This is a genomic window from Azospirillum sp. VT-I1, assembly GCF_055698305.1.
In genome coordinates this window covers 256,929-274,900 of record NZ_CP168800.1, presented here as the reverse complement: position 1 = coordinate 274,900, position 17,972 = coordinate 256,929, and the positions used below count along the sequence as shown (strand labels likewise).

The following is a 17,972-nucleotide window of genomic DNA, read 5'->3' as shown; positions in this document are numbered from 1 at the left end:
CCTTTGCATCCCATTAAATGGGGGGACGGTCAATGGCGGGCGGCGTCAATCCTGGGCGGCAAGTTGAAGTGCAAAGCGGAATGCCCCCTCCCCATCCCTCCCCGCCTTTGGCGGTGGAGGGGGTAGGATGCTTGCAGGAGTTATGCAACGGAGCGGCGGAGTTCCCTCTCCCACCGAAGGTGGGGAGGGTTAGGGTGGGGGCAATCACCCCAGATGCGTCCGGAAGAACTCCACCGTCAGCCGGTTCGCCTCGTCGGCTGCATCCCGGTCGTAATGCTCGCCGCCCGGCCGGGCGAAGGCATGGTCCATGCCGGGATAGACCTTGGCGGTCACCCACTTGTTGCCCTTCACCCCGGCCACCACGGCGTCGCGCTTGTCGGGGCTGGAGAATTTGTCGTTCTCCGCGATGTGCAGCAGCAGCGGCTTGGCGATCCTGTCGGCCTCGCCCAGCAGCCCCTCCAGCCCGACGCCGTAATAGCCGACATTGGCGTCCGCATCCGACCGCGTCGCCATCATGAAGGCCAGCCGGCCGCCGAGGCAGTAGCCGACGCTGCCCGCCTTGCCGGTGCAGCCCTCCTGCCCCCGCACCCAGGAGAGCGCCGCCTTCAGGTCCTCAACCGCCTTGTCCTGGTCCATGCCGTTCATCAGGGCGAACGCCTGGTTCCATTCCGCTTCGGTCTTGTCGGTCAGTTGCACGCCCGGCTGCTGGCGCCAGAACAGGTCGGGGCACACCGCCAGGAAACCCTGCGAGGCGTACCAGTCGCACAGCTCGCGCATCACCGCGTTGACGCCGAAGATCTCCTGGATCACCACCAGTCCACCGGCGGGGGTTACCGAGGGCTTGGCGACATAGGCCGAGAAGCGGCCGCCGTCGGCGGCGTCGATAATCACCTCTGACATGGCGTTCTTATCCTCCCGTTGGCAAATCCGCCCCTGATATGGAGCGGACTTGGCCCCGGTCACCCCGCCTTTGGTCAGAAGCCGACGCTGACGCCGACGAAGCCGCCATAGTCGCGGCGGTACTGGTCGCCCAACCGAGCGTTCAGGCCGAGCGTGCCGGTCACCGACGTCGCCAGCCGGAAGGAGGCGCCGGCGGTCAGATCGACATAGCTGCGGTCCGGCTTCGCCACCGCCACGTCGTAGGCCAGCGTGGAGATGCTGCGGCTTTCCACCGTGATGTTGCGCTGGTCGTCCTTGAACTCCCGGTTCAGCGTCACCTTGGCATAAGGCAGGACGCTGCCGAAATCATAGGCCGCCCGATAGCCGACGCTGCCGACCAGCGAATTGCGGGTCTGCGAGCGGTAGGTGAAGCCGAACAGGCTGCTGTCCTCGCTGAAGCCCTCCACCTCCACATGCTGGTAGCGCAGGCCCAGCACCGGGCCGTGGGTCAGGGCGCCCGTGGTGAAGTCATAGCCGCCCTCGACGCCGATGGAGGCGTTGATGCCCTCGGTGTTGCCGCCGGTCGAATGGTCGGTGCCGTTGATGGTGACGCCGCGCCGCACATCGTAATCGGTGAAGCCGAAGGAGCCGACGCCGTTCACGAAGGCGCCGCCCATGCGGTAGACGCCGTAACCGCTCAGCACATATTCCCGCTGCTTGTAGTCGCCGCCGGTGGAAAAGCTGCCGCGGTAATGCGAGGCGGTGCCGGCGACGCCGAGCAGCAGATTCTCCGTGAAGCGCTTGTCGATGCCGATGCTGACCGACAGCGGCGTGCCGCGCACCCCCGCCAGTCCGCCGGCGCCGAGGTCGCCGGTGCGGTCGCTGGTGAGACGGCCTGCCCCGCCGCTGATCCAGGCGCCGGTCTCGCCGGGCTTGCGGCTCCACAGGCTGGTCGCAGCCTGGGCGAGGATGGTGGCGGTCAGCCGGTCGCGGGTGTGGACCGGCGATTCGGCGAGCTGCGCGACATTGCCGGGCGCGGTCAGGGCGTTCAGCACGAAGTCGGACACGGCGCGATGGCCGGCGGTCGTCGGATGGACGCCGTCGGCGAACAGATAGCTCTCCGCCGCGTTCGGCGCCACCAGGGTGGCGGGTGTGCAGAGCAGCGAACTGCTGCTGGTGCAGGCGGTGCCGGTCACGTTGGCGAAGCCGAAGGATGCCGGATTCGCCACTGCCGCCCGCAACAGGGAATAGGTATCGATCGGGATGACCGAGACGCCGGCATTCGCCAGCCCCAGCGTGACCAGCTGGTTGTAGCCGCCGACCAGCTGCGAGATCTGCGCCGCCGCCGCGGCACCCTGCGCCCGCCCGAAGGGGGTCGAGCCGATGTCGGGCACCGTCGGCACCAGGATGGTGCGCGCACCGGCGGCGCGCAGCCGCGCCACCTGCGTCACCAGATCGGTGGCCGCCTGCGTCACCGTGGCCTGGGCGGTCGCCGGGCTGCCCAGCGACGCCAGGATGTCGTTGGCGCCGCCCCACACGGTGTAGAGCGCATTCGGATCGGCCCGTCCGCCGGTGGAGGCGAGATAGCCGGAGATCTGCGCCGCGACGCTGGGCGCCAGCGCCGTCGGACCGGTGGCCGGCACGCCGACAGAACTGTTCACCCGCGCCCCGCCGACCGCATAGTCGGTGCCGCTCCGCGCCGCGGTGACGGCGGAGGTGCCGAGCGCACCGGCGAGGTTTTCCGCCCACACCGGCCCCGGATTGGTGGTGAACTTGCCGCCGACGGGCAGCAGCGACTGGAACGCCCCGCTGTCGGTCAGGCTGTCGCCGAAGAAGATGGTGGAGGAATAGTCCGCCGCGGTGGCCGGGACGGCGGCGAGCGCGGTCAGACAGGTGGCAAGCGCGGCGATCCTGACGCGATTCATGGTCCTTCCCCGATCTGATTGTTTGGTTGTGCGATTTTCAGAGGATCGTCGCACAAGGGTGTCGGACGCGCAAGAAAGGTGACGTATGGGGAAGGCAGCCGAAATGACGGCGAAGCGCCTGCCTCCGCCTCACCTCCCCCCGGTCCAGCCTCCGGTCCAGGGCCGATCTCCCCGCAGCCCCCGCACCGTTCGCACCTCCATCCCGTCAGCGGTGATCGTCAGGGTATGGGCGCCCTCATGCCGCAGCGCCCAGCGGTCGACCACCACCCCGGCCCGGCACCCCCGCGCCACCGCCGCCGTCACCACCGCGTCGGCCGCTCCGCAATCCTCGTCAAGCGCGTCGGCAAGCCGCGGCAAGGCCACCGTTCTTCCCTGCACCCTATACAGGCACCCCAGCACATCGCAGGTCAGCGACCGCCCTCCTCCGCTCCATCCACCGGCCGCCGGCCACGGATCGGCCGCCGACCGTTCGCCGTCCCGTTCCCGCCATGTCTCGGTCACCCGGCCTCCCGTCTTCCCCGAAGCGCTGAGGCGACCGTCGGGCATCCGCACCGCCGCCACCGTCCCGTCCCCCGCCACCAGCACATCCGGCCGCGTCACCAGCGCCGGCGAGGCGAGCCCGACCAGCACCGGCAACAGCCCCATCCAGCGCCACCACCGCGTCCAGATGCACAGCCAGATGCCGCCCAGCACCAGCACCGCGAATCCCTCCACCGGTATCGCCGGCACCGTCAGCGACGCCCAGGGCAGGCGGCCGAAGAACTCCGCGGTCCAGATCACCGCCCGGTCGCCCCAGTTCATCGCGATCAGGGCCGGCGCCTCCAGCCCGAAGGGCATCAGGGCATAGGCGATCAGGCTCCACGGCATGACCCAGAAGGAGGTGATGGGGATGGCGATCAGGTTGGATAGCACGCCGTAGAAGGCGATCTGCTGGAAATGGAAGAGCGAAAAGGGCAGCGTCGCCAGCGTCGCCACCACGCTGGTCAGCAGGATGCCGCCGACATAGAGCAGGCCGCGCAGGACCCATCCCGCTTCGCCGCGCCACGCCGCCAGCCGCGCGCTGCCCCGCTCGAAGGCGGCGATCAGCGCCACGACCGCCGCGAAGGACATCTGGAAGCTGGGGCCGAGCATCCCCTCCGGATCCATGGCGATGGTGACCAGACCGGCGAAGGCGACCAGCCGCATGCTCAGCGGATGGCGGTCCAGCATGATCGCGCCCATCACCATGCCGGTCATCAGCACCGACCGCACCGTCGGCAGCGGCGCGCCGACCAGCATCGTATAGGCCAGCGCCGACACGATGCCGAACAGCGCCGCGATCTTCTTGATCGGCCAGCGCAGGGCGATGAAGGGCACCAGCGCCAGCAGCGCCCTGACCACATAGAACAGGATGCCGGCGGCGATGCCCACATGCAGGCCGGAGATCGACAGCAGGTGCGCCAGCCCGCTGTTGCGGAAATCCTCCAGCGTCGCTTCGGGGATGCCGAACTCCTCCCCGTTCAGCAGAGCCGTGGTGACGCTGGCCTCCACCGGATCGGCGATGGCCGCCGCCACCCGCTCGGCAATCGCGCCGCGCGCCCGCTCGAACGCCACCGTCACCATGCGCCATCCGGTCACCGGCGGCGCCTCCACCACCTCCGCCGCGCCGGTGGCGAAGCCGGTCCCGCCCAGCCCCATGAACCACGCCCGCCGCTGAAAGTCGAAGGCCCCCGGCTCGGCCGGCGCCTGGGGCGGCAGCAGGGTGGCGCGCAGCCGCACCACCGATCCGGGATCGGGTGCCGGATGGCGGTCCGACAGGCGGATGCGCAGCGCCGCCGGCGTCCGCTCCGGGGCCAGGCGGCTGACCGTCGGCTCCCGCAGGGTGATGCGGACGGCGCCCGGCCGCCGCTCCACCGCCATCACGCGGCCGGTGACGGTCGCACCCGTGATGACGCGGGTCAGCACCGGCGCCGCCACCCGGGCGCTGTGCCCCTGCGCCACCAGGAAGCCGGCCGCCACCATCAGCAGGGCCAATGCCGCGCCGAACAGCGCGAACCGGCGCCTCACGATCAGGAGAAGCAGCGCGCAGCCCCGCAGGCCGCCGGCCCGACCCACAGGTCCGGCTCGCTCATCAGGCCGAAATACAGCGACACCCCGGCCCCGAAGGCGACGGGAAACCACAGCACCCAGCGCTGGCTCTCCGCCTCCGCCAGGGCCGCGAGTCGGCCGCCGATGCGCGACCGCAGGCGGCGCCACCGCCCGTCGGACGCCACGGGACCGTCCGTCTCCTCCCCGGCCAGCCGGCGACCGTCACCGGCGACGCGGTCCCGGCGCAGCGATGCCGCCCGCGTACCCCTCGGCGACCGTCCATGCGTGCATCGCATTGCCTCCAAGCCCGGTGGCTGTGTTAAACCACAGTGTCGAACCACCGGCGCATCATACCAGCGCCGAACCGGAAATTGAGAGACCGATGACCGTCGTCACCCGCTTCGCTCCGTCGCCGACCGGCTTTCTGCACATCGGCGGTGGCCGCACCGCCCTGTTCAACTGGCTGTACGCCCGCAACACCGGCGGCAAGTTCCTGCTGCGGATCGAAGACACCGACCGGCAACGCTCCACCGACGCGGCGGTCGACGCCATCCTCGACGGCCTTAAGTGGCTGGGGCTGGACTGGGATGGCGACGCGATCAGCCAGTTCGAGCGAAAGGACCGCCATGCCAAGGTGGCGCACCAGATGCTGGCCGCCGGCAAGGCCTATCGCTGCTACTGCAGCCCGGAAGAGCTGGAGGAGATGCGCGCCGCCCAGAAGGCCGCCGGCCAGCCGATGCGCTATGACGGCCGCTGGCGCGACCGCCCCGAATCCGACGCCCCTCCCGGCGTGGCCCCGGTGATCCGGCTGAAGGCCCCGCAGGAAGGGCAGACCGTGCTGAACGACCTCGTGCAGGGCGAGGTGACGGTGCAGAACGCCCAGCTCGACGACCTGATCCTGCTGCGCGCCGACGGCACCCCGACCTATCTGCTGGCGGTGGTGGTGGACGACTACGACATGGGCGTCACCCACGTCATCCGCGGCGACGACCACCTGACCAACACCTTCCGGCAGATCCAGATCTTCAACGCCATGGGCTGGGACCTGCCGCGCTTCGGCCACATCCCGCTGATCCACGGGCCGGACGGCGCCAAGCTGTCCAAGCGCCACGGCGCGCTGGGCGTCGATGCCTACCGCGACATGGGCTATCTGCCGGAGGCGGTGCGCAACTACCTGCTGCGGCTCGGCTGGTCGCACGGCGACGACGAGATCATCTCGACCGAACAGGCGATCGAGTGGTTCAACCTGGAGAGCATCGGCCGCTCGCCCTCGCGTTTCGATTTCGCCAAGCTGGAGAACCTGAACGCCCACTACATGCGTCTGGCCGACGATTCCCGCCTGGTCGGGCTGATCGCCCCGCGGCTGGAGGCCGATCTGGGCCGCAGCCTGACCGACGCGGATCGCGACCTTCTGACGCGGGCCATGAACGGGCTGAAGCAGCGCGCCCGCACGGTGGTCGATCTGGCGCAGAGCGCCCGCTTCTACGTCGCCGCCCGGCCGCTCGGCTATGACGAAAAAGCATCCGCCCTGCTGGACGAAAAGGGACGCGGTCTGTTGAAGGAACTGGCCGAAGCCTTTGCCGCGGAACCCGACTTCACCGCCGCGGCGCTGGAGGCGCAGGTCCGCGCCTTCGCCGAGGCGCGGGGCGAGAAGCTGGGCAAGGTGGCGCAGCCGCTGCGTGCGGCGCTGACCGGTTCGACCGTGTCGCCGCCGATCTTCGAGGTGGCGGAGCTGCTGGGCCGGGAAGCGACGCTTTCTCGCATCCGCGATGCAGCGGGTGCAGCATAATGGTCATTTCCGTGCGTTGCCTTAAGGCAGCCATGGAACTATGCTGCGCCGACGAAAAAGGGCGTTAAGCCCGACCCTCAACGATAAGGACGTGCCGAGATGACCCAGACTGAGGACGGCAAGGACACCGTTACCCTCATCGACAATAAGACGGGCAAGCAGGTCACGATGCCGATCCTGCACGGCAGCGTCGGGCCGAGCGTGATCGACATCCGCAAGCTCTACGCCGAGACCGGCTACTTCACCTACGATCCGGGCTTCACCTCAACGGGCAGCTGCGAGTCGGGCATCACCTATATCGACGGCGACGAGGGTGTCCTGCTGCACCGCGGCTACGCCATCGACGAGCTGGCCGAGAACTCCACCTTCCCGGAAGTCTGCTTCCTCCTGCTCAACAACCACCTGCCGACCGCGGCCGAGCGCACGGAGTTCGAGAACATCCTGCGCCGCCACTCGATGGTGCACGAGCAGCTGACCAAGTTCTACAGCGGCTTCCGCCGTGACGCCCACCCGATGGCGATCATGTGCGGCGTCGTCGGCGCCCTGTCGGCCTTCTACCACGACTCGCTGGACATCAACGATCCGGTGGAGCGCAAGATCGCCGCGCACCGCCTGATCGCCAAGATGCCGACCATCGCGGCGATGGCCTACAAGTATTCGACCGGCCAGCCCTTCATGTACCCGCGCAACGACCTGTCGTATGCGGAGAACTTCCTCTACATGACCTTCGGCACGCCCTGCGAGCCGTTCAAGGTCAACCCGATCCTGTCCAAGGCGATGGACAAGATCTTCATCCTGCATGCCGACCACGAGCAGAACGCTTCGACCTCCACCGTCCGTCTGGCCGGTTCGTCGGGCGCCAACCCGTTCGCCTGCATCGCCGCCGGCATCGCCTCGCTGTGGGGTCCGGCCCATGGCGGTGCGAACGAAGCCGTGCTGAAGATGCTGGAGGAGATCGGCTCGGTGGATCGCATCCCCGAGTTCGTCCGCCGCGCCAAGGACAAGAACGACAACTTCCGCCTGATGGGCTTCGGCCACCGGGTCTACAAGAACTACGACCCGCGCGCCCAGGTCATGCGCCAGACCTGCCACGAGGTCCTCGGCGAGCTCGGCATCAAGGACGAGCCGCTGCTGGACATCGCGATGGAGCTGGAGAAGATCGCCCTGTCGGACGAGTACTTCATCGAGAAGAAGCTCTATCCGAACGTCGATTTCTATTCGGGCATCATCCTGAAGGCGATGGGCTTCCCGACCAGCATGTTCACCGTGCTGTTCGCGCTTGCCCGCACCGTCGGCTGGATCAGCCAGTGGAAGGAGATGATCGAGGACCCGGTGCAGAAGATCGGCCGTCCGCGTCAGCTCTACACCGGCGACACCAAGCGGCCCTTCGTGCCGCTGGCCGAGCGTGGCTAACCGGCCAACAGCCCACGCGGGAATGGGCGGCTCCAACGGAGCCGCCCAGGACCCGACTGCGTACATCGTTCCGGCCCGGCGCGTGCGCCTGCGCTCGCCGGCCAACGACAACCGGGCACCGCTTGGCTGGCGGGTGCGCCGGATGATCGTCTATCTGCTGATCCTGGCCCTGATCTCCGGGATCGTCTTCATCTGAGGCAAGCCCTCAGGCCCCGCTTTCCAGCGCGAAGCCTTCGTCGATCCAGCCCGTCACGCCGCCGATCATCAGCTTGACCGGCCGCCCGATCCGCGCCAGCCGCAGGGCCGCGCGATCCGCCCCGTTGCAATGGGGGCCGGCGCAGTAGACGACGAACAGCGTCCCATCCTCCCATTCCGCCATCCGCCGTTCCGTGATCTTGCCATGCGGCAGGTTCAGCGCCCCCGGCACATGCCCGCCGGCGAAGGCCGCCGGTCCGCGCACGTCGAGCAGGACGAAGTCGGAGCTACCCGACTTCAACGACTCATGCACGTCCCAGCAGTCGGTCTCCAGCGAAAGCTTGCGGGCGAAATGGGCGGCGGCGTCTTCCGGCGCCGCGGCCGGAATCTCGGTGACGGAACTGGCCATGGAACTCTCCTGATCGGTTGCCGGCCGCATCATTCCAACCGCCGCTTCCGCTGGAAAGTGGCGCGACTGACAGCTATCGTTCAGATCATGCCAAACGCCACGCCACCGCTTGCCGTCGCCCTCGCCTATGACGGTCTGTGCACCTTCGAGTTCGGCGTGGCCGTCGAGGTGTTCGGCCTGCCGCGACCGGAGCTTGGCCCCGGCTGGTATCGCTTCGCCGTGGCCGCACTCGACCCCGGGCCGCTGCGCGCGGTGGGCGGCATCCGCATCGAGGCCGACGGCGGACTCGATCTGCTCGACCAAGCCGACATCATCGTGGTTCCGGGATGGCGCGGCGCACGCGAACCGGTGCCCGCCCCCTTGACAGAGGCGCTGCGCCGGGCCAACGCGCGGGGAGCACGCATCCTGTCGATCTGTTCCGGCGCCTTCGTGCTGGCTGCCGCCGATCTGCTGACGGGCCGCAGGGCGACGACCCACTGGCGCTATGCCGCGACGCTCGGAGAGCTTTATCCCGACATCCGGGTGGTGCCCGATGTCCTCTATGTGGATGAGGGCAACATCCTGACCTCCGCCGGCAGCGCCGCCGGCATCGACCTCTGTTTGCATCTGGTGCGCCGCGATTTCGGACCCGAGGCCGCCAACAGCGTCGCCCGCCGTCTGGTGGTCCAGCCCCACCGCGAGGGCGGTCAGGCCCAATTCATCGAGGCGCCGGTGCCCACCGCCCGCGAGGGCGCCCGCCTGGGCCCGCTGCTCGACCATCTGCGGGAAACGCTGGCGGAGGACCACAGCCTGTCCAGCATGGCCTCGCGGGCCGGGATGAGCCTGCGCACCTTCCTGCGCCGGTTCCAGGCGCTGACCGGCACCACGCCCGGCGACTGGCTGGCGGCGGAGCGGCTGAACCGCGCCCGCGACCTGCTGGAACGCGGCACCCTGCCGGTGGAGGATGTGGCGACGCTGGCCGGCTTCGGGTCCGCCGCCACCTTGCGGCATCACTTCCGCCAGCGGCTGGGCATCAGCCCGGCCAGCTACCGCGCCCGCTTCCGCCGCGATCCGGCGCCGTCCACATAAGACAAGGGCGCGGCCGTTGCCGACCGCGCCCCCGTCCGAAGCCGATGACCGGCGGAACGGTCACTTCCTCTCGATCAGCTCGACCTTGTAGCCGTCGGGATCCTCGATGAAGGCGATCACGGTGGTGCCGTGCTTCATCGGGCCGGGCGGGCGCGGAATCTTGACGCCTTCCGCGGCGAGCTTCTCGCAGGTGCCGTAGATGTCGGGAACGCCGAGCGCTATGTGACCATAGGCGGTGCCGATCTCGTACGGTTCCTTCTGGTCCCAATTGTGGGTCAGTTCCAGGACGGCGGTGTCGGATTCGTCGCCGTAGCCGACGAAGGCCAGGGTGAAGCGGCCGCCCTCATAGTCGTTGCGGCGCAGCAGCTTCATGCCGAGCAGACGGGTGTAGAAGTCCAGCGACTTCTCCAGATCCAGAACGCGCAGCATCGTGTGCAGCAGACGGAATTCGCTCATTGTCTCTCTTCTCCCGCTTGGCGGTTGACTGGGCGGTTGATCGGCGGTTGTTCAGGTGCTTCCGGAGAGGTGTTCGGCGACGACGTCCAGGATGGTGCGGGCGGCGCGTTCACTGGGCGGAACATCGCCCTGCCCCAGCCAGCGGGCCACCTCGGCAACGCCGTCGATCTGCGTCTGACGCGCCGCCGGATCGTCGAGCAGACGCCCCAACTCGGCGGCCAGTCTATCCGGCCGGCAATCCTGCTGCAGCAGTTCCGGAACCAGCATCCGATCGAGCATCAGATTGACCAGATTGACGTACTTCACCCGGATCAGCCGGCGATAGAGCGCGACTGTGACCGGGTTCAGCCGGTAGGCGATGACCGTCGGCAGCCGCGCGAGCGCCAGTTCCAGCGCCACGGTCCCCGATGCGGCAAGCGCCGCCTCCGCCGCCGCGAAGGCGTCGTACTTCTCGGCGTCCCCTTCGACCAGCAGGGTGCGGACCGGCCAGTCGGCGATGGCAGCGGCAACGCGGTCGCGCACCGTCGCAACCGTCGGCACCACCGCCACCAGATCGGGGTGGGTCGGACGCAGCAGGTCCAGCGTCGCACGGAAGTCGGGCAGAAGGCGCGATACCTCTCCCTTACGGCTGCCCGGCAGCACGGCGACGATCCGCTCGGCCGGCGCGATGCCGTGCCGTTCGCGGAATGCCGCGGCATCGCCCTTCCCGGCCCCGCCCTCGACGACCGAATGGCCGACGAAGGTGCAGGCCAGCCCCTCCTTCTCGAAATAGGGGGGCTCGAAGGGCAGTACGGCGAGGAGATGGTCGTAGATGGCGGCATATTTGGCCGCCCGCTTCGGCTTCCAGGCCCAGACCGTGGGGGCGACATAGTGGACCAGCGGGATGGCGGGCGCAGCGGCGCGCACCTTCTTCGCCACCCGCACGGTAAAGCCCGGCAGATCGATGCCCACGACGACGTCCGGCCGCAGCCGGACGATCTCGGCGACGGTCTGGTCGATCCGGCGGATCAGGTTCGGCAGATGCGGCAGAAGTTCGAAGATGCCGAACAGCGTCAGTTCGCCCATCGGGAACAGGCTGACCAGCCCTTCGGCCGTCATCTTCTCGCCGCCGATGCCGATGAAGCTCACCTTGCCCCCGGTCAGCCGCTTCGCCGCCGCCATCAGCCGCGCGCCCAGCGCATCGCCCGACGGTTCGCCGGCGATCAGGAACAGGGTCGGGCCGTCGCCGGCCACGGAAGCGACACTCATTGCAAAATCTCGATGCCGGTGACGAACAGGCCGAGCCGGTCAGCCGTCTCCGCAACCGCCGCGCGGTCGACCAGCAGGCTGCCGCCGGCCTCCACCGCAATGCCGCGCAATCCGGCGGCGGCGGCCTTCTCGACCGTGGTGACGCCCATGGTCGGCAGATCGATGCGGCGGTCCTGCTTCGGCTTCTTCACCTTGACCAGCACACCGCCGGGTCCGGGCCGCGACAGCCCGGCACAGCGGTCGAGCATTGCATCGGTGCCCTCGATGGCCTCCACCGCCAGGACGATGCCCTGCTGGACGACCGCTCCCTGCCCGATATCGAGCGCGCCCATGGCACGGGCGACCTCAACCGCGCGGGCAATGTCGCGCTCCGCCTCGGCATCCGGGCCCAGACGCCCGACAGGGCCGGGCGTGGTCAGCAAATCCTTCAGCAGGTCATGCAGGCCGACGACGCGGAAGCCGTCCTCCTCCACCTCACGAACCACGGCGCGCAGCAGGCCGTCGTCACCCAGCGCCCGCGTGCCGACGCGGGCAAGGAAACGCGCGGTGCGCCAGTCGGGCATCAGTTCGGTAAAGGACGGCCGCTTCACCGGCCCGGCGAGCACAACCTCTCCTACGCCTTCCTCATGCAGGCGGCGCAGGATGCTGCCGGCGGCGCCAAAGCGGCTCCACAGATGCGGAAGGCCGGTCACCGTCTCCGGGTCGGTGTGGCCGTCGAAGGCGACGACGAACACCTCGCGCCCCTGTCCGCGCACCGCGCTGGCGATGCGGGCCGGCAGCGTGCCGCCACCGGCCAGAATCGCCAGCTTGGGACCGCCGGTCTGAAGGGTATCGGCCATCGGCCGGCGGCCTCAGCTCTCGCGCGGCTGGCAGAGGGAGCGCGCTTCCTTGGCACGGATGAAGGACAGCACGTCGGAGATCAGCGCCCGCTCGCCGAAGTCGCGGCCGACCTCCTCCACCCGCTCGGCGAAGGTGCCCTCCGGCCCGAACAGCATGCGGTAGGCGGCGCGGAGCGCGTGGATGTCGTCCTTCTTGAAGCCGCGCCGTTCCAGCCCGACGAGGTTCAGCCCGGCCAGGCGGGCCCGGTCGCCCATCACCAGACCGAAGGGGATGACGTCGTTCTCGACGCCCGACATGCCGCCGATCATGGCGTGCGAACCGATGCGCACGAACTGGCGCACGGCCGACAAACCGCCGATGATGACATAGTCGCCCAGCGTCACATGGCCGCCCAGCGTGGCGTTGTTCGCCATGATGACATGGTCACCGACGATGCAGTCGTGCGCCACGTGCGAGCCCATCATGAACAGCCCGTCGTCGCCGACGCGGGTGATCATGCCGCCGCCCTCGGTACCGGGATTCATCGTCACATGCTCGCGGATCTGGTTGCGGGCACCGATGACGAGTTCGGACGGCTCACCGTGGAACTTCAGGTCCTGCGGGCGGTGGCCGATGGACGCGAAGGGGTAGATGACGGTGTCGGCACCGATGCTGGTGCGCCCGTCCACAGCCACATGCGAAACCAGCCGAACGCCGTCGCCCAGCGTAACGTCGGGACCGACGACGCAGAAGGGGCCGATGTCGACCCCCTCCCCCAGCTTGGCCGCGGGATCGACGATGGCGGACGGATGGATGGTGACGGTCATTTTTCGTCCAGGATCATGGCGGAATAGATGGCTTCGGCGACGAGGACGCCGTTGACCTTGGCCTCGCCCTTGAACTTCCACACGTTGGCGCGCTGGCGCTGCTTGGTCACATGGATGTGGATCGTGTCACCGGGAGTCACCGGGCGGCGGAACCGCGCCTCGTCCACGGTCATGAAATAGACCAGCTTGCCCTCGGCATCCGGGCCGAGCGTGGCCACTACCAGCACGGCGGAGGTCTGCGCCATCGCCTCAATGATCAGCACGCCGGGCATCACCGGACGCGACGGGAAATGGCCCTGGAAGAAGGGCTCGTTGATCGTGACGTTCTTCACGCCGGTGGCGCCTTCGCCCAGCGTCACATCGATCACCCGGTCGATCATCAGGATCGGGTAGCGATGCGGGATCATCTTCATGATCCGCGTGATGTCGATGTCGTCGATCTTGTTGCTTTGCGCGTTGTTGTCCGCCGTCACGTCCATTGTCCGGCCGCCCGCCTTTCCACCAACCGATAGGGTTCACCGTCCCCCCTTCCGGGGGAACGGGCGCCGCCGCTCCGATGAGGAAACGCCGGCACCTTCTTGTTTGCTCCGCCTTCTTGCCCCATTTCCGCGGCGACCGCAACCGCCGAACCCGGAAACGCAACAGGGCCGCCGCCGTCCCCGGCGGGGGCGGCGGCGGCCCTGCTCAGGCATGCGTCACTGCTTGGGAACGTTCAGCGCGACCTGCGGCAGCTTCTTGTTCACCCGCTCCATCACCGTGTCGGTGACGTCGAGCTGGGTATCGACCAGAACGAACTGCTGACGAGCCAGAACCAGATTGGCACCGCGCTCGCGGGAGATGTCGGCGACCACGTCGACCATCGTCTTGTGCACGACGGCCATCGCCTCGTTCAGGCTGGTCTCCAGCGCGCGCTTGCGGTTCTGGACCGTCTTCTGCACGTCGGCGACCTGCTTCTCGAAATCGCGGCGCTTGGTGGCGAGCGCTTCCGGCGACAGGACGGTCTGCTGCTTGCGCAGTTCGTCCTCGGTCTTGCGGAGCTTGTCCTCCAGCGCGGAGATTTCCTTCTGATAGGAATCGCGCAGCGATTCGAAGGACTTGGTGATGCCCTTCGACGCGCTGGACTCCTGCATGATCTTCTGGACGTCGATCACGGCGATGACCGGGGCCTTCAGCTCCGCACCCGGTGCCGGCGGCGTGGCCGCAGCCGTGGCCGCCTTGGGAGCCTCGGCCTTCGGCTGGGTTTGGGCCTGCGCCGACGTGGCGGCGAACAGGAGGCCGGCGACCGTGGCGGCCGACAGGGCGGCGACGCGGAACGGCGCCTTCGACAGGGTGAATTGCATCTTAGAACCTGGTTCCGAAGCTGAAGCGGATAAGCTCTTTCTTGTCGTAGCCTTCCTTGCGGATCGGCAGCGCGACATCGAGCCGGATGGGGCCGAACGGCGACTTCCACGACACGCCGGTGCCGACGGAGACGCGGATGGTCTCGTCATCCTTCACGTTCGGATCGCTGATGTCGACCTTGCCGAGCGTGCCGACATCGGTGAAGGCATGGCCGAGAAGGCCGAATTCTTCCGGCAGGCCGAAGGGGAAGCTCATCTCCACCGACGCACGGGCATAGCGGGTGCCGCCCAGCGCATCGCCGGTCGAGATGTCGCGCGGACCGATGCCGGCGGTGTTGAAGCCGCGCAGCGTGTCGCCGCCGATGAAGAAACGGTCGCCCAGCTGCACCTTCTGGCCGAGGCCGTGAATGTAGCCGATCTCGCCCGTGGTGCTCAGCACCCACTGGTCCTCGCCCAGAGGAATGTAATAGCCGCCGGCCAACTTGTTGCGCAGGAAGCGCACCGAACCGCCGAGACCGGCGATGTCGTTGGTCAGGCGGATGAAATAGCCCTCGGTCGGCGTCAGCTTGCTGTTGCGGACGTCGTAGGTCAGTTCCTGGCCGATCAGCGAGGTCAGGCGTTCGCCGCGCTGCTCCTGGATGTACTTCGACGCGGTGGTCGGCACTTCCTCGATCAGCGTGTCCTGCAGCTGGTAATAGACGCGCTGGCGCATGTGCTCGGTCAGCGGATAGCCCAGGCGCAGGGCGAAGCCGGTGTTCTTCTCGTTGAACGAGCTTTCGTCCTGGTAGTTGTAGCGCGTCCGGAAAATGTCGACGCCGGCCGACAGGTCCCGATCCATGAAGTACGGCTCCGTGAAGGAGATGTCGTACAGCTGGCGCCGGCCCGACAGCGTGGCGCCCAGGCGCAGGTCCTGGCCGCGGCCGAGCAGGTTGCGCTCACGGATCGAGAAGTCGCCCAACGGACCATCGGAGGTCGAGAAACCGGCACCGATCGAGATCTCGCCGGTCGACTGCTCGGCCACATCGACGTTCACGACGGTGCGGTCGGGCGCGCTGCTTTCGGCGGTGGTGATGTTCACGCGCTCGAAGAAGCCCAGATCCTTGATGCGCTGTTCCGACCGCCGCAGCTTGGAGGAATTGAAGGGGTCGCCTTCGGACAGCAGCATCTCGCGGCGCACGACCTTGTCGAGCGTGCGAACGTTTCCGGTGATGTCGATGCGGTCGACGAAGGTACGCGGCCCCTCGTTGATCTCATAGGTGATGTCGATGGTGCGGTTCTCGCGGTTGCGCGAAATCCGCGGCCGGACATCCACGAAAGCGTATTGCAGATCGCCGACGGCGTTCGTCAGCTTCGTGATCGTGTCTTCCACCCGCTGGGCGTTGTACCAGTCGCCTTCGGTGGTCGTCACACTGTTCTGCAGCACCGTCGGGTCGAGCTGCTTCAGCGAGGTCTTGATGTCGACCTTGCCGAACTTGTAGCGCTCGCCTTCCTCGATGGTGAAGGTGATGAAGAAGTCCGACTTGTCCGGCGTCAGCTCCGCCACCGCCGAGACCACGCGGAAGTCGGCATAGCCTTCCTTCAGGTAGAAGCGGCGCAGCAGGTCGCGGTCGTAGTTCAGACGGTCCGGATCGTAGTTGTCGTCGGACGACAGGAAGCGCCACCAGGCGGATTCCTTGGTCTGGACCGCCTCGCGCAGGGTCCCGTCGGAGAAATGCTCGTTCCCGATGAAGGTGATGCCGCGCACGCCGGTGCGCACACCCTCGTTGATCTCATAGACCAGATCGACGCGGTTCTGGTCGAGCTGGATGATCTTCGGTTCCACCGTCGCGGCGAATCGGCCCTGGCGACGATAGATCTCCTGGATGCGCTGAACGTCGGTCTGAACCCGGGTGCGCGTGTAGACGACGCGGGGACGCAGCTGGATTTCCTTCTCCAGCGTCTCCTTGTCGATGCGCCGGTTCCCCTCGAACGCGATGCGGTTGATGATGGGGTTTTCCGCCACCGTCACCACCAGCGCATCGCCCTCGCGCTTCAACACCACGTCGGCGAAGAGGCCAGTGTTGAACAGCGCCTTCAGCGACTGGTCGATCCGGTCGGGATCGAACTGGTCGCCCGGCTGGATGGTCAGGTAGGAGCGGACCGTGGACGGTTCGATTCGCTGGGTGCCCTCGACCCGGATGTCGCGCACCGTACCGCCGCTGAACACCTGGGCGACCATGGACCCGGAACCCGCAGGCGCCCGCCCGGGCGAGGCGGCGGTTTGGGCGTGGGCGACAGACACCGTCGTCATGGCGCAGCCGGCCAGCAGGCCCGCCACCAGAACTTTGCTCGACACCGGCAAATCACGCTCCCTGGCAAGGGGCTGGCTTTAGGAGACCAGTCCCCGGAAGAAATCGACCACGCGCAGTTGAACCAGGTCGTTCCACGTGGCGAAGACCATGAGCGTTAATACCAAGGCCAATCCAATTCGGAAACCGTATTCTTGCGCTCGCGCTCCGAGCGGCCGGCCGCGCAGCTTTTCGAAGGCGTAGAACAGCAGGTGGCCGCCGTCCAGCATGGGCACCGGGAAGAGGTTGATCAGGCCGAGGTTCACCGACAGGAAGGTCATGAACCAGATCAGCGGATACCAGCCGGATTGCGCCACCTCGCCCGACATCTGGGCGATGCGCAGCGGCCCGCCCAGTTCCTCCGTCCCGCGCGATCCCTGGACCATCTGGCCCAGCGCGGTGAAGGTGCCGGTGATCATGCCTGCGACTTCTCGTCCCGCCTGCCAGACCGCGGTCAGCGGGTCGTGGCGCATCATGCCGACGCTGCCGCGGCTGATGCCGAGCAGGCCGATCTGGTGGCTGTTGCCGAGTCGGTCGGTCACCGACTGCGAATCCGGGGTCGCGGTGACGGTCATCACCCGGCCGTCGCGCTTCAGCTCGATCGCCAGCGGCTGACCGGGCCGGATGGACACGATCTGCCGGATTTCCTCGAAGCGCTGCACCCCGGTGCCGTCGACCGACAAGATCAGGTCGCCCGGCTGGATGCCGGCGCGCTCCGCGGCGCTGCCGGGCTGGATGCCGCCGACGTCGGGCGGGGTGAAGGACTGACCGGCCGTCATGAACAGCACGGCCAGCACGACGATGGAGAACAGGAAATTGGCGATCGGCCCGGCGGCAACGATGGCCGCGCGCTGCCCCACCCGCTTGTGGTGGAAGGAAACCGCCCGCTCCTCCTCGCTCATGCCCGTCAGATGGGCACCGGGCGTGCTGGCCGGATCGGCGTCGCCGAACATCTTGACGTAGCCGCCCAGCGGCAGGGCGCTGAATTTCCAGCGCGTGCCGGCGCGGTCGGTGAAGCCGAACAGCTCCGGCCCGAAGCCGATGGAGAAGGTCTCGATCCGCACGCCGTTGCGCCGCGCGACCAGATAGTGACCAAGCTCGTGCACGAAGACGAGCACGGTGAGGACCAGCAGGAAAGCCAGCACCGAGGTCCAGAAACCGCCGATTACGTCCATTTCAACCCTTGCGCCTTCCAGCGCCTCGAACGCGG

General features: G+C 67.9%; 17 protein-coding genes. 4 read left to right on the top strand and 13 right to left on the bottom strand.

Features of this window, described 5'->3' with window-relative positions:
* Positions 1–204 precede the first annotated feature (204 nt).
* The 4 genes from AB8P05_RS01255 to AB8P05_RS01240 all read right to left on the bottom strand — a co-directional run bounded on the left by AB8P05_RS01255 (position 205) and on the right by AB8P05_RS01240 (position 5,167).
* Positions 205–900 (bottom strand): dienelactone hydrolase family protein, encoded by a 696-nt coding sequence (locus tag AB8P05_RS01255; RefSeq protein WP_472758493.1) that lies wholly within the window; start codon positions 898–900, stop codon positions 205–207.
* 74 nt (positions 901–974) lie between these two features.
* Positions 975–2,804, bottom strand: coding sequence for an autotransporter domain-containing protein (locus AB8P05_RS01250; protein ID WP_472758492.1), 1,830 nt, complete (start codon positions 2,802–2,804; stop codon positions 975–977).
* 129 nt (positions 2,805–2,933) lie between these two features.
* Entirely contained in the window at positions 2,934–4,850 is a 1,917-nt protein-coding gene (locus AB8P05_RS01245) for a ComEC/Rec2 family competence protein (RefSeq protein ID WP_472758491.1), read from the bottom strand.
* Between the two features lie 2 nt (positions 4,851–4,852).
* On the bottom strand, positions 4,853–5,167 hold the full coding sequence (locus AB8P05_RS01240; RefSeq protein ID WP_472758490.1) for a hypothetical protein: 315 nt from the start codon (positions 5,165–5,167) through the stop codon (positions 4,853–4,855).
* An 86-nt stretch (positions 5,168–5,253) separates the two neighbouring features.
* Here AB8P05_RS01240 and gltX point away from each other — a divergent pair, with 86 nt between their 5' ends.
* The 3 genes from gltX to AB8P05_RS01225 all read left to right on the top strand — a co-directional run bounded on the left by gltX (position 5,254) and on the right by AB8P05_RS01225 (position 8,269).
* Positions 5,254–6,660 (top strand): glutamate--tRNA ligase, encoded by a 1,407-nt coding sequence (gene gltX, locus AB8P05_RS01235; RefSeq protein WP_472758489.1) that lies wholly within the window; start codon positions 5,254–5,256, stop codon positions 6,658–6,660.
* 99 nt (positions 6,661–6,759) lie between these two features.
* Entirely contained in the window at positions 6,760–8,073 is a 1,314-nt protein-coding gene (gltA, locus tag AB8P05_RS01230) for a citrate synthase (RefSeq protein ID WP_455171500.1), read from the top strand.
* Between the two features lie 22 nt (positions 8,074–8,095).
* Positions 8,096–8,269, top strand: a complete 174-nt coding sequence (locus AB8P05_RS01225) for a hypothetical protein (RefSeq protein ID WP_455171499.1) — start codon at positions 8,096–8,098, stop codon at positions 8,267–8,269.
* A 9-nt stretch (positions 8,270–8,278) separates the two neighbouring features.
* Here AB8P05_RS01225 and AB8P05_RS01220 read toward each other — a convergent pair whose 3' ends face one another.
* Complete coding sequence (locus AB8P05_RS01220; RefSeq protein ID WP_472758488.1) at positions 8,279–8,677, bottom strand: rhodanese-like domain-containing protein; 399 nt, start codon at positions 8,675–8,677, stop codon at positions 8,279–8,281.
* A gap of 87 nt (positions 8,678–8,764) precedes the next feature.
* On the opposite strand from AB8P05_RS01220, the gene ftrA reads away from it, so the two are divergent.
* Positions 8,765–9,745 (top strand): transcriptional regulator FtrA, encoded by a 981-nt coding sequence (gene ftrA / locus AB8P05_RS01215; protein WP_472758487.1) that lies wholly within the window; start codon positions 8,765–8,767, stop codon positions 9,743–9,745.
* A 60-nt stretch (positions 9,746–9,805) separates the two neighbouring features.
* Here ftrA and gloA read toward each other — a convergent pair whose 3' ends face one another.
* From gloA to rseP, 8 genes are all read right to left on the bottom strand, one after another.
* Positions 9,806–10,201, bottom strand: coding sequence for a lactoylglutathione lyase (gene gloA, locus AB8P05_RS01210; protein WP_014247434.1), 396 nt, complete (start codon positions 10,199–10,201; stop codon positions 9,806–9,808).
* 51 nt (positions 10,202–10,252) lie between these two features.
* Positions 10,253–11,449: a lipid-A-disaccharide synthase gene (gene lpxB, locus AB8P05_RS01205; protein WP_472758486.1), complete on the bottom strand. Its 1,197-nt coding sequence runs from the start codon at positions 11,447–11,449 to the stop codon at positions 10,253–10,255.
* Positions 11,446–12,288 (bottom strand): LpxI family protein, encoded by an 843-nt coding sequence (locus tag AB8P05_RS01200; RefSeq protein WP_472758485.1) that lies wholly within the window; start codon positions 12,286–12,288, stop codon positions 11,446–11,448. Before AB8P05_RS01200 ends, lpxB begins: the two co-directional genes overlap by 4 nt.
* 12 nt (positions 12,289–12,300) lie before the next feature.
* On the bottom strand, positions 12,301–13,095 hold the full coding sequence (gene lpxA, locus AB8P05_RS01195; RefSeq protein WP_014247431.1) for an acyl-ACP--UDP-N-acetylglucosamine O-acyltransferase: 795 nt from the start codon (positions 13,093–13,095) through the stop codon (positions 12,301–12,303).
* On the bottom strand, positions 13,092–13,574 hold the full coding sequence (gene fabZ / locus AB8P05_RS01190; protein WP_149223394.1) for a 3-hydroxyacyl-ACP dehydratase FabZ: 483 nt from the start codon (positions 13,572–13,574) through the stop codon (positions 13,092–13,094). Before fabZ ends, lpxA begins: the two co-directional genes overlap by 4 nt.
* A 216-nt stretch (positions 13,575–13,790) precedes the next feature.
* Positions 13,791–14,435, bottom strand: a complete 645-nt coding sequence (locus tag AB8P05_RS01185; protein WP_472758484.1) for an OmpH/Skp family outer membrane protein — start codon at positions 14,433–14,435, stop codon at positions 13,791–13,793.
* Position 14,436: 1 nt separating this feature from the next.
* Positions 14,437–16,725 carry an outer membrane protein assembly factor BamA gene (gene bamA / locus AB8P05_RS01180; RefSeq protein WP_472759356.1) on the bottom strand — a complete coding sequence of 763 codons (2,289 nt, stop codon included), beginning with the start codon at positions 16,723–16,725 and terminating at the stop codon, positions 14,437–14,439.
* A gap of 78 nt (positions 16,726–16,803) precedes the next feature.
* Positions 16,804–17,937, bottom strand: coding sequence for an RIP metalloprotease RseP (rseP, locus tag AB8P05_RS01175; protein WP_472758483.1), 1,134 nt, complete (start codon positions 17,935–17,937; stop codon positions 16,804–16,806).
* Positions 17,938–17,972 lie beyond the last annotated feature (35 nt).

Excerpts from the sequence above, each read along its gene's own strand:
- AB8P05_RS01255 (WP_472758493.1), bottom strand. The coding sequence starts at position 900 with ATGTCAGAGGTGATTATCGACGCCGCCGACGGCGGCCGCTTCTCGGCC.
- AB8P05_RS01250 (WP_472758492.1), bottom strand. The coding sequence starts at position 2,804 with ATGAATCGCGTCAGGATCGCCGCGCTTGCCACCTGTCTGACCGCGCTC.
- AB8P05_RS01240 (WP_472758490.1), bottom strand. The coding sequence starts at position 5,167 with ATGCGATGCACGCATGGACGGTCGCCGAGGGGTACGCGGGCGGCATCG.
- gltX (WP_472758489.1), top strand. The coding sequence starts at position 5,254 with ATGACCGTCGTCACCCGCTTCGCTCCGTCGCCGACCGGCTTTCTGCAC.
- gltA (WP_455171500.1), top strand. The coding sequence starts at position 6,760 with ATGACCCAGACTGAGGACGGCAAGGACACCGTTACCCTCATCGACAAT.
- AB8P05_RS01225 (WP_455171499.1), top strand. The coding sequence starts at position 8,096 with ATGGGCGGCTCCAACGGAGCCGCCCAGGACCCGACTGCGTACATCGTT.
- AB8P05_RS01220 (WP_472758488.1), bottom strand. The coding sequence starts at position 8,677 with ATGGCCAGTTCCGTCACCGAGATTCCGGCCGCGGCGCCGGAAGACGCC.
- ftrA (WP_472758487.1), top strand. The coding sequence starts at position 8,765 with ATGCCAAACGCCACGCCACCGCTTGCCGTCGCCCTCGCCTATGACGGT.
- gloA (WP_014247434.1), bottom strand. The coding sequence starts at position 10,201 with ATGAGCGAATTCCGTCTGCTGCACACGATGCTGCGCGTTCTGGATCTG.
- lpxB (WP_472758486.1), bottom strand. The coding sequence starts at position 11,449 with ATGAGTGTCGCTTCCGTGGCCGGCGACGGCCCGACCCTGTTCCTGATC.
- AB8P05_RS01200 (WP_472758485.1), bottom strand. The coding sequence starts at position 12,288 with ATGGCCGATACCCTTCAGACCGGCGGTCCCAAGCTGGCGATTCTGGCC.
- lpxA (WP_014247431.1), bottom strand. The coding sequence starts at position 13,095 with ATGACCGTCACCATCCATCCGTCCGCCATCGTCGATCCCGCGGCCAAG.
- fabZ (WP_149223394.1), bottom strand. The coding sequence starts at position 13,574 with ATGGACGTGACGGCGGACAACAACGCGCAAAGCAACAAGATCGACGAC.
- AB8P05_RS01185 (WP_472758484.1), bottom strand. The coding sequence starts at position 14,435 with ATGCAATTCACCCTGTCGAAGGCGCCGTTCCGCGTCGCCGCCCTGTCG.
- bamA (WP_472759356.1), bottom strand. The coding sequence starts at position 16,725 with ATGACGACGGTGTCTGTCGCCCACGCCCAAACCGCCGCCTCGCCCGGG.
- rseP (WP_472758483.1), bottom strand. The coding sequence starts at position 17,937 with ATGGACGTAATCGGCGGTTTCTGGACCTCGGTGCTGGCTTTCCTGCTG.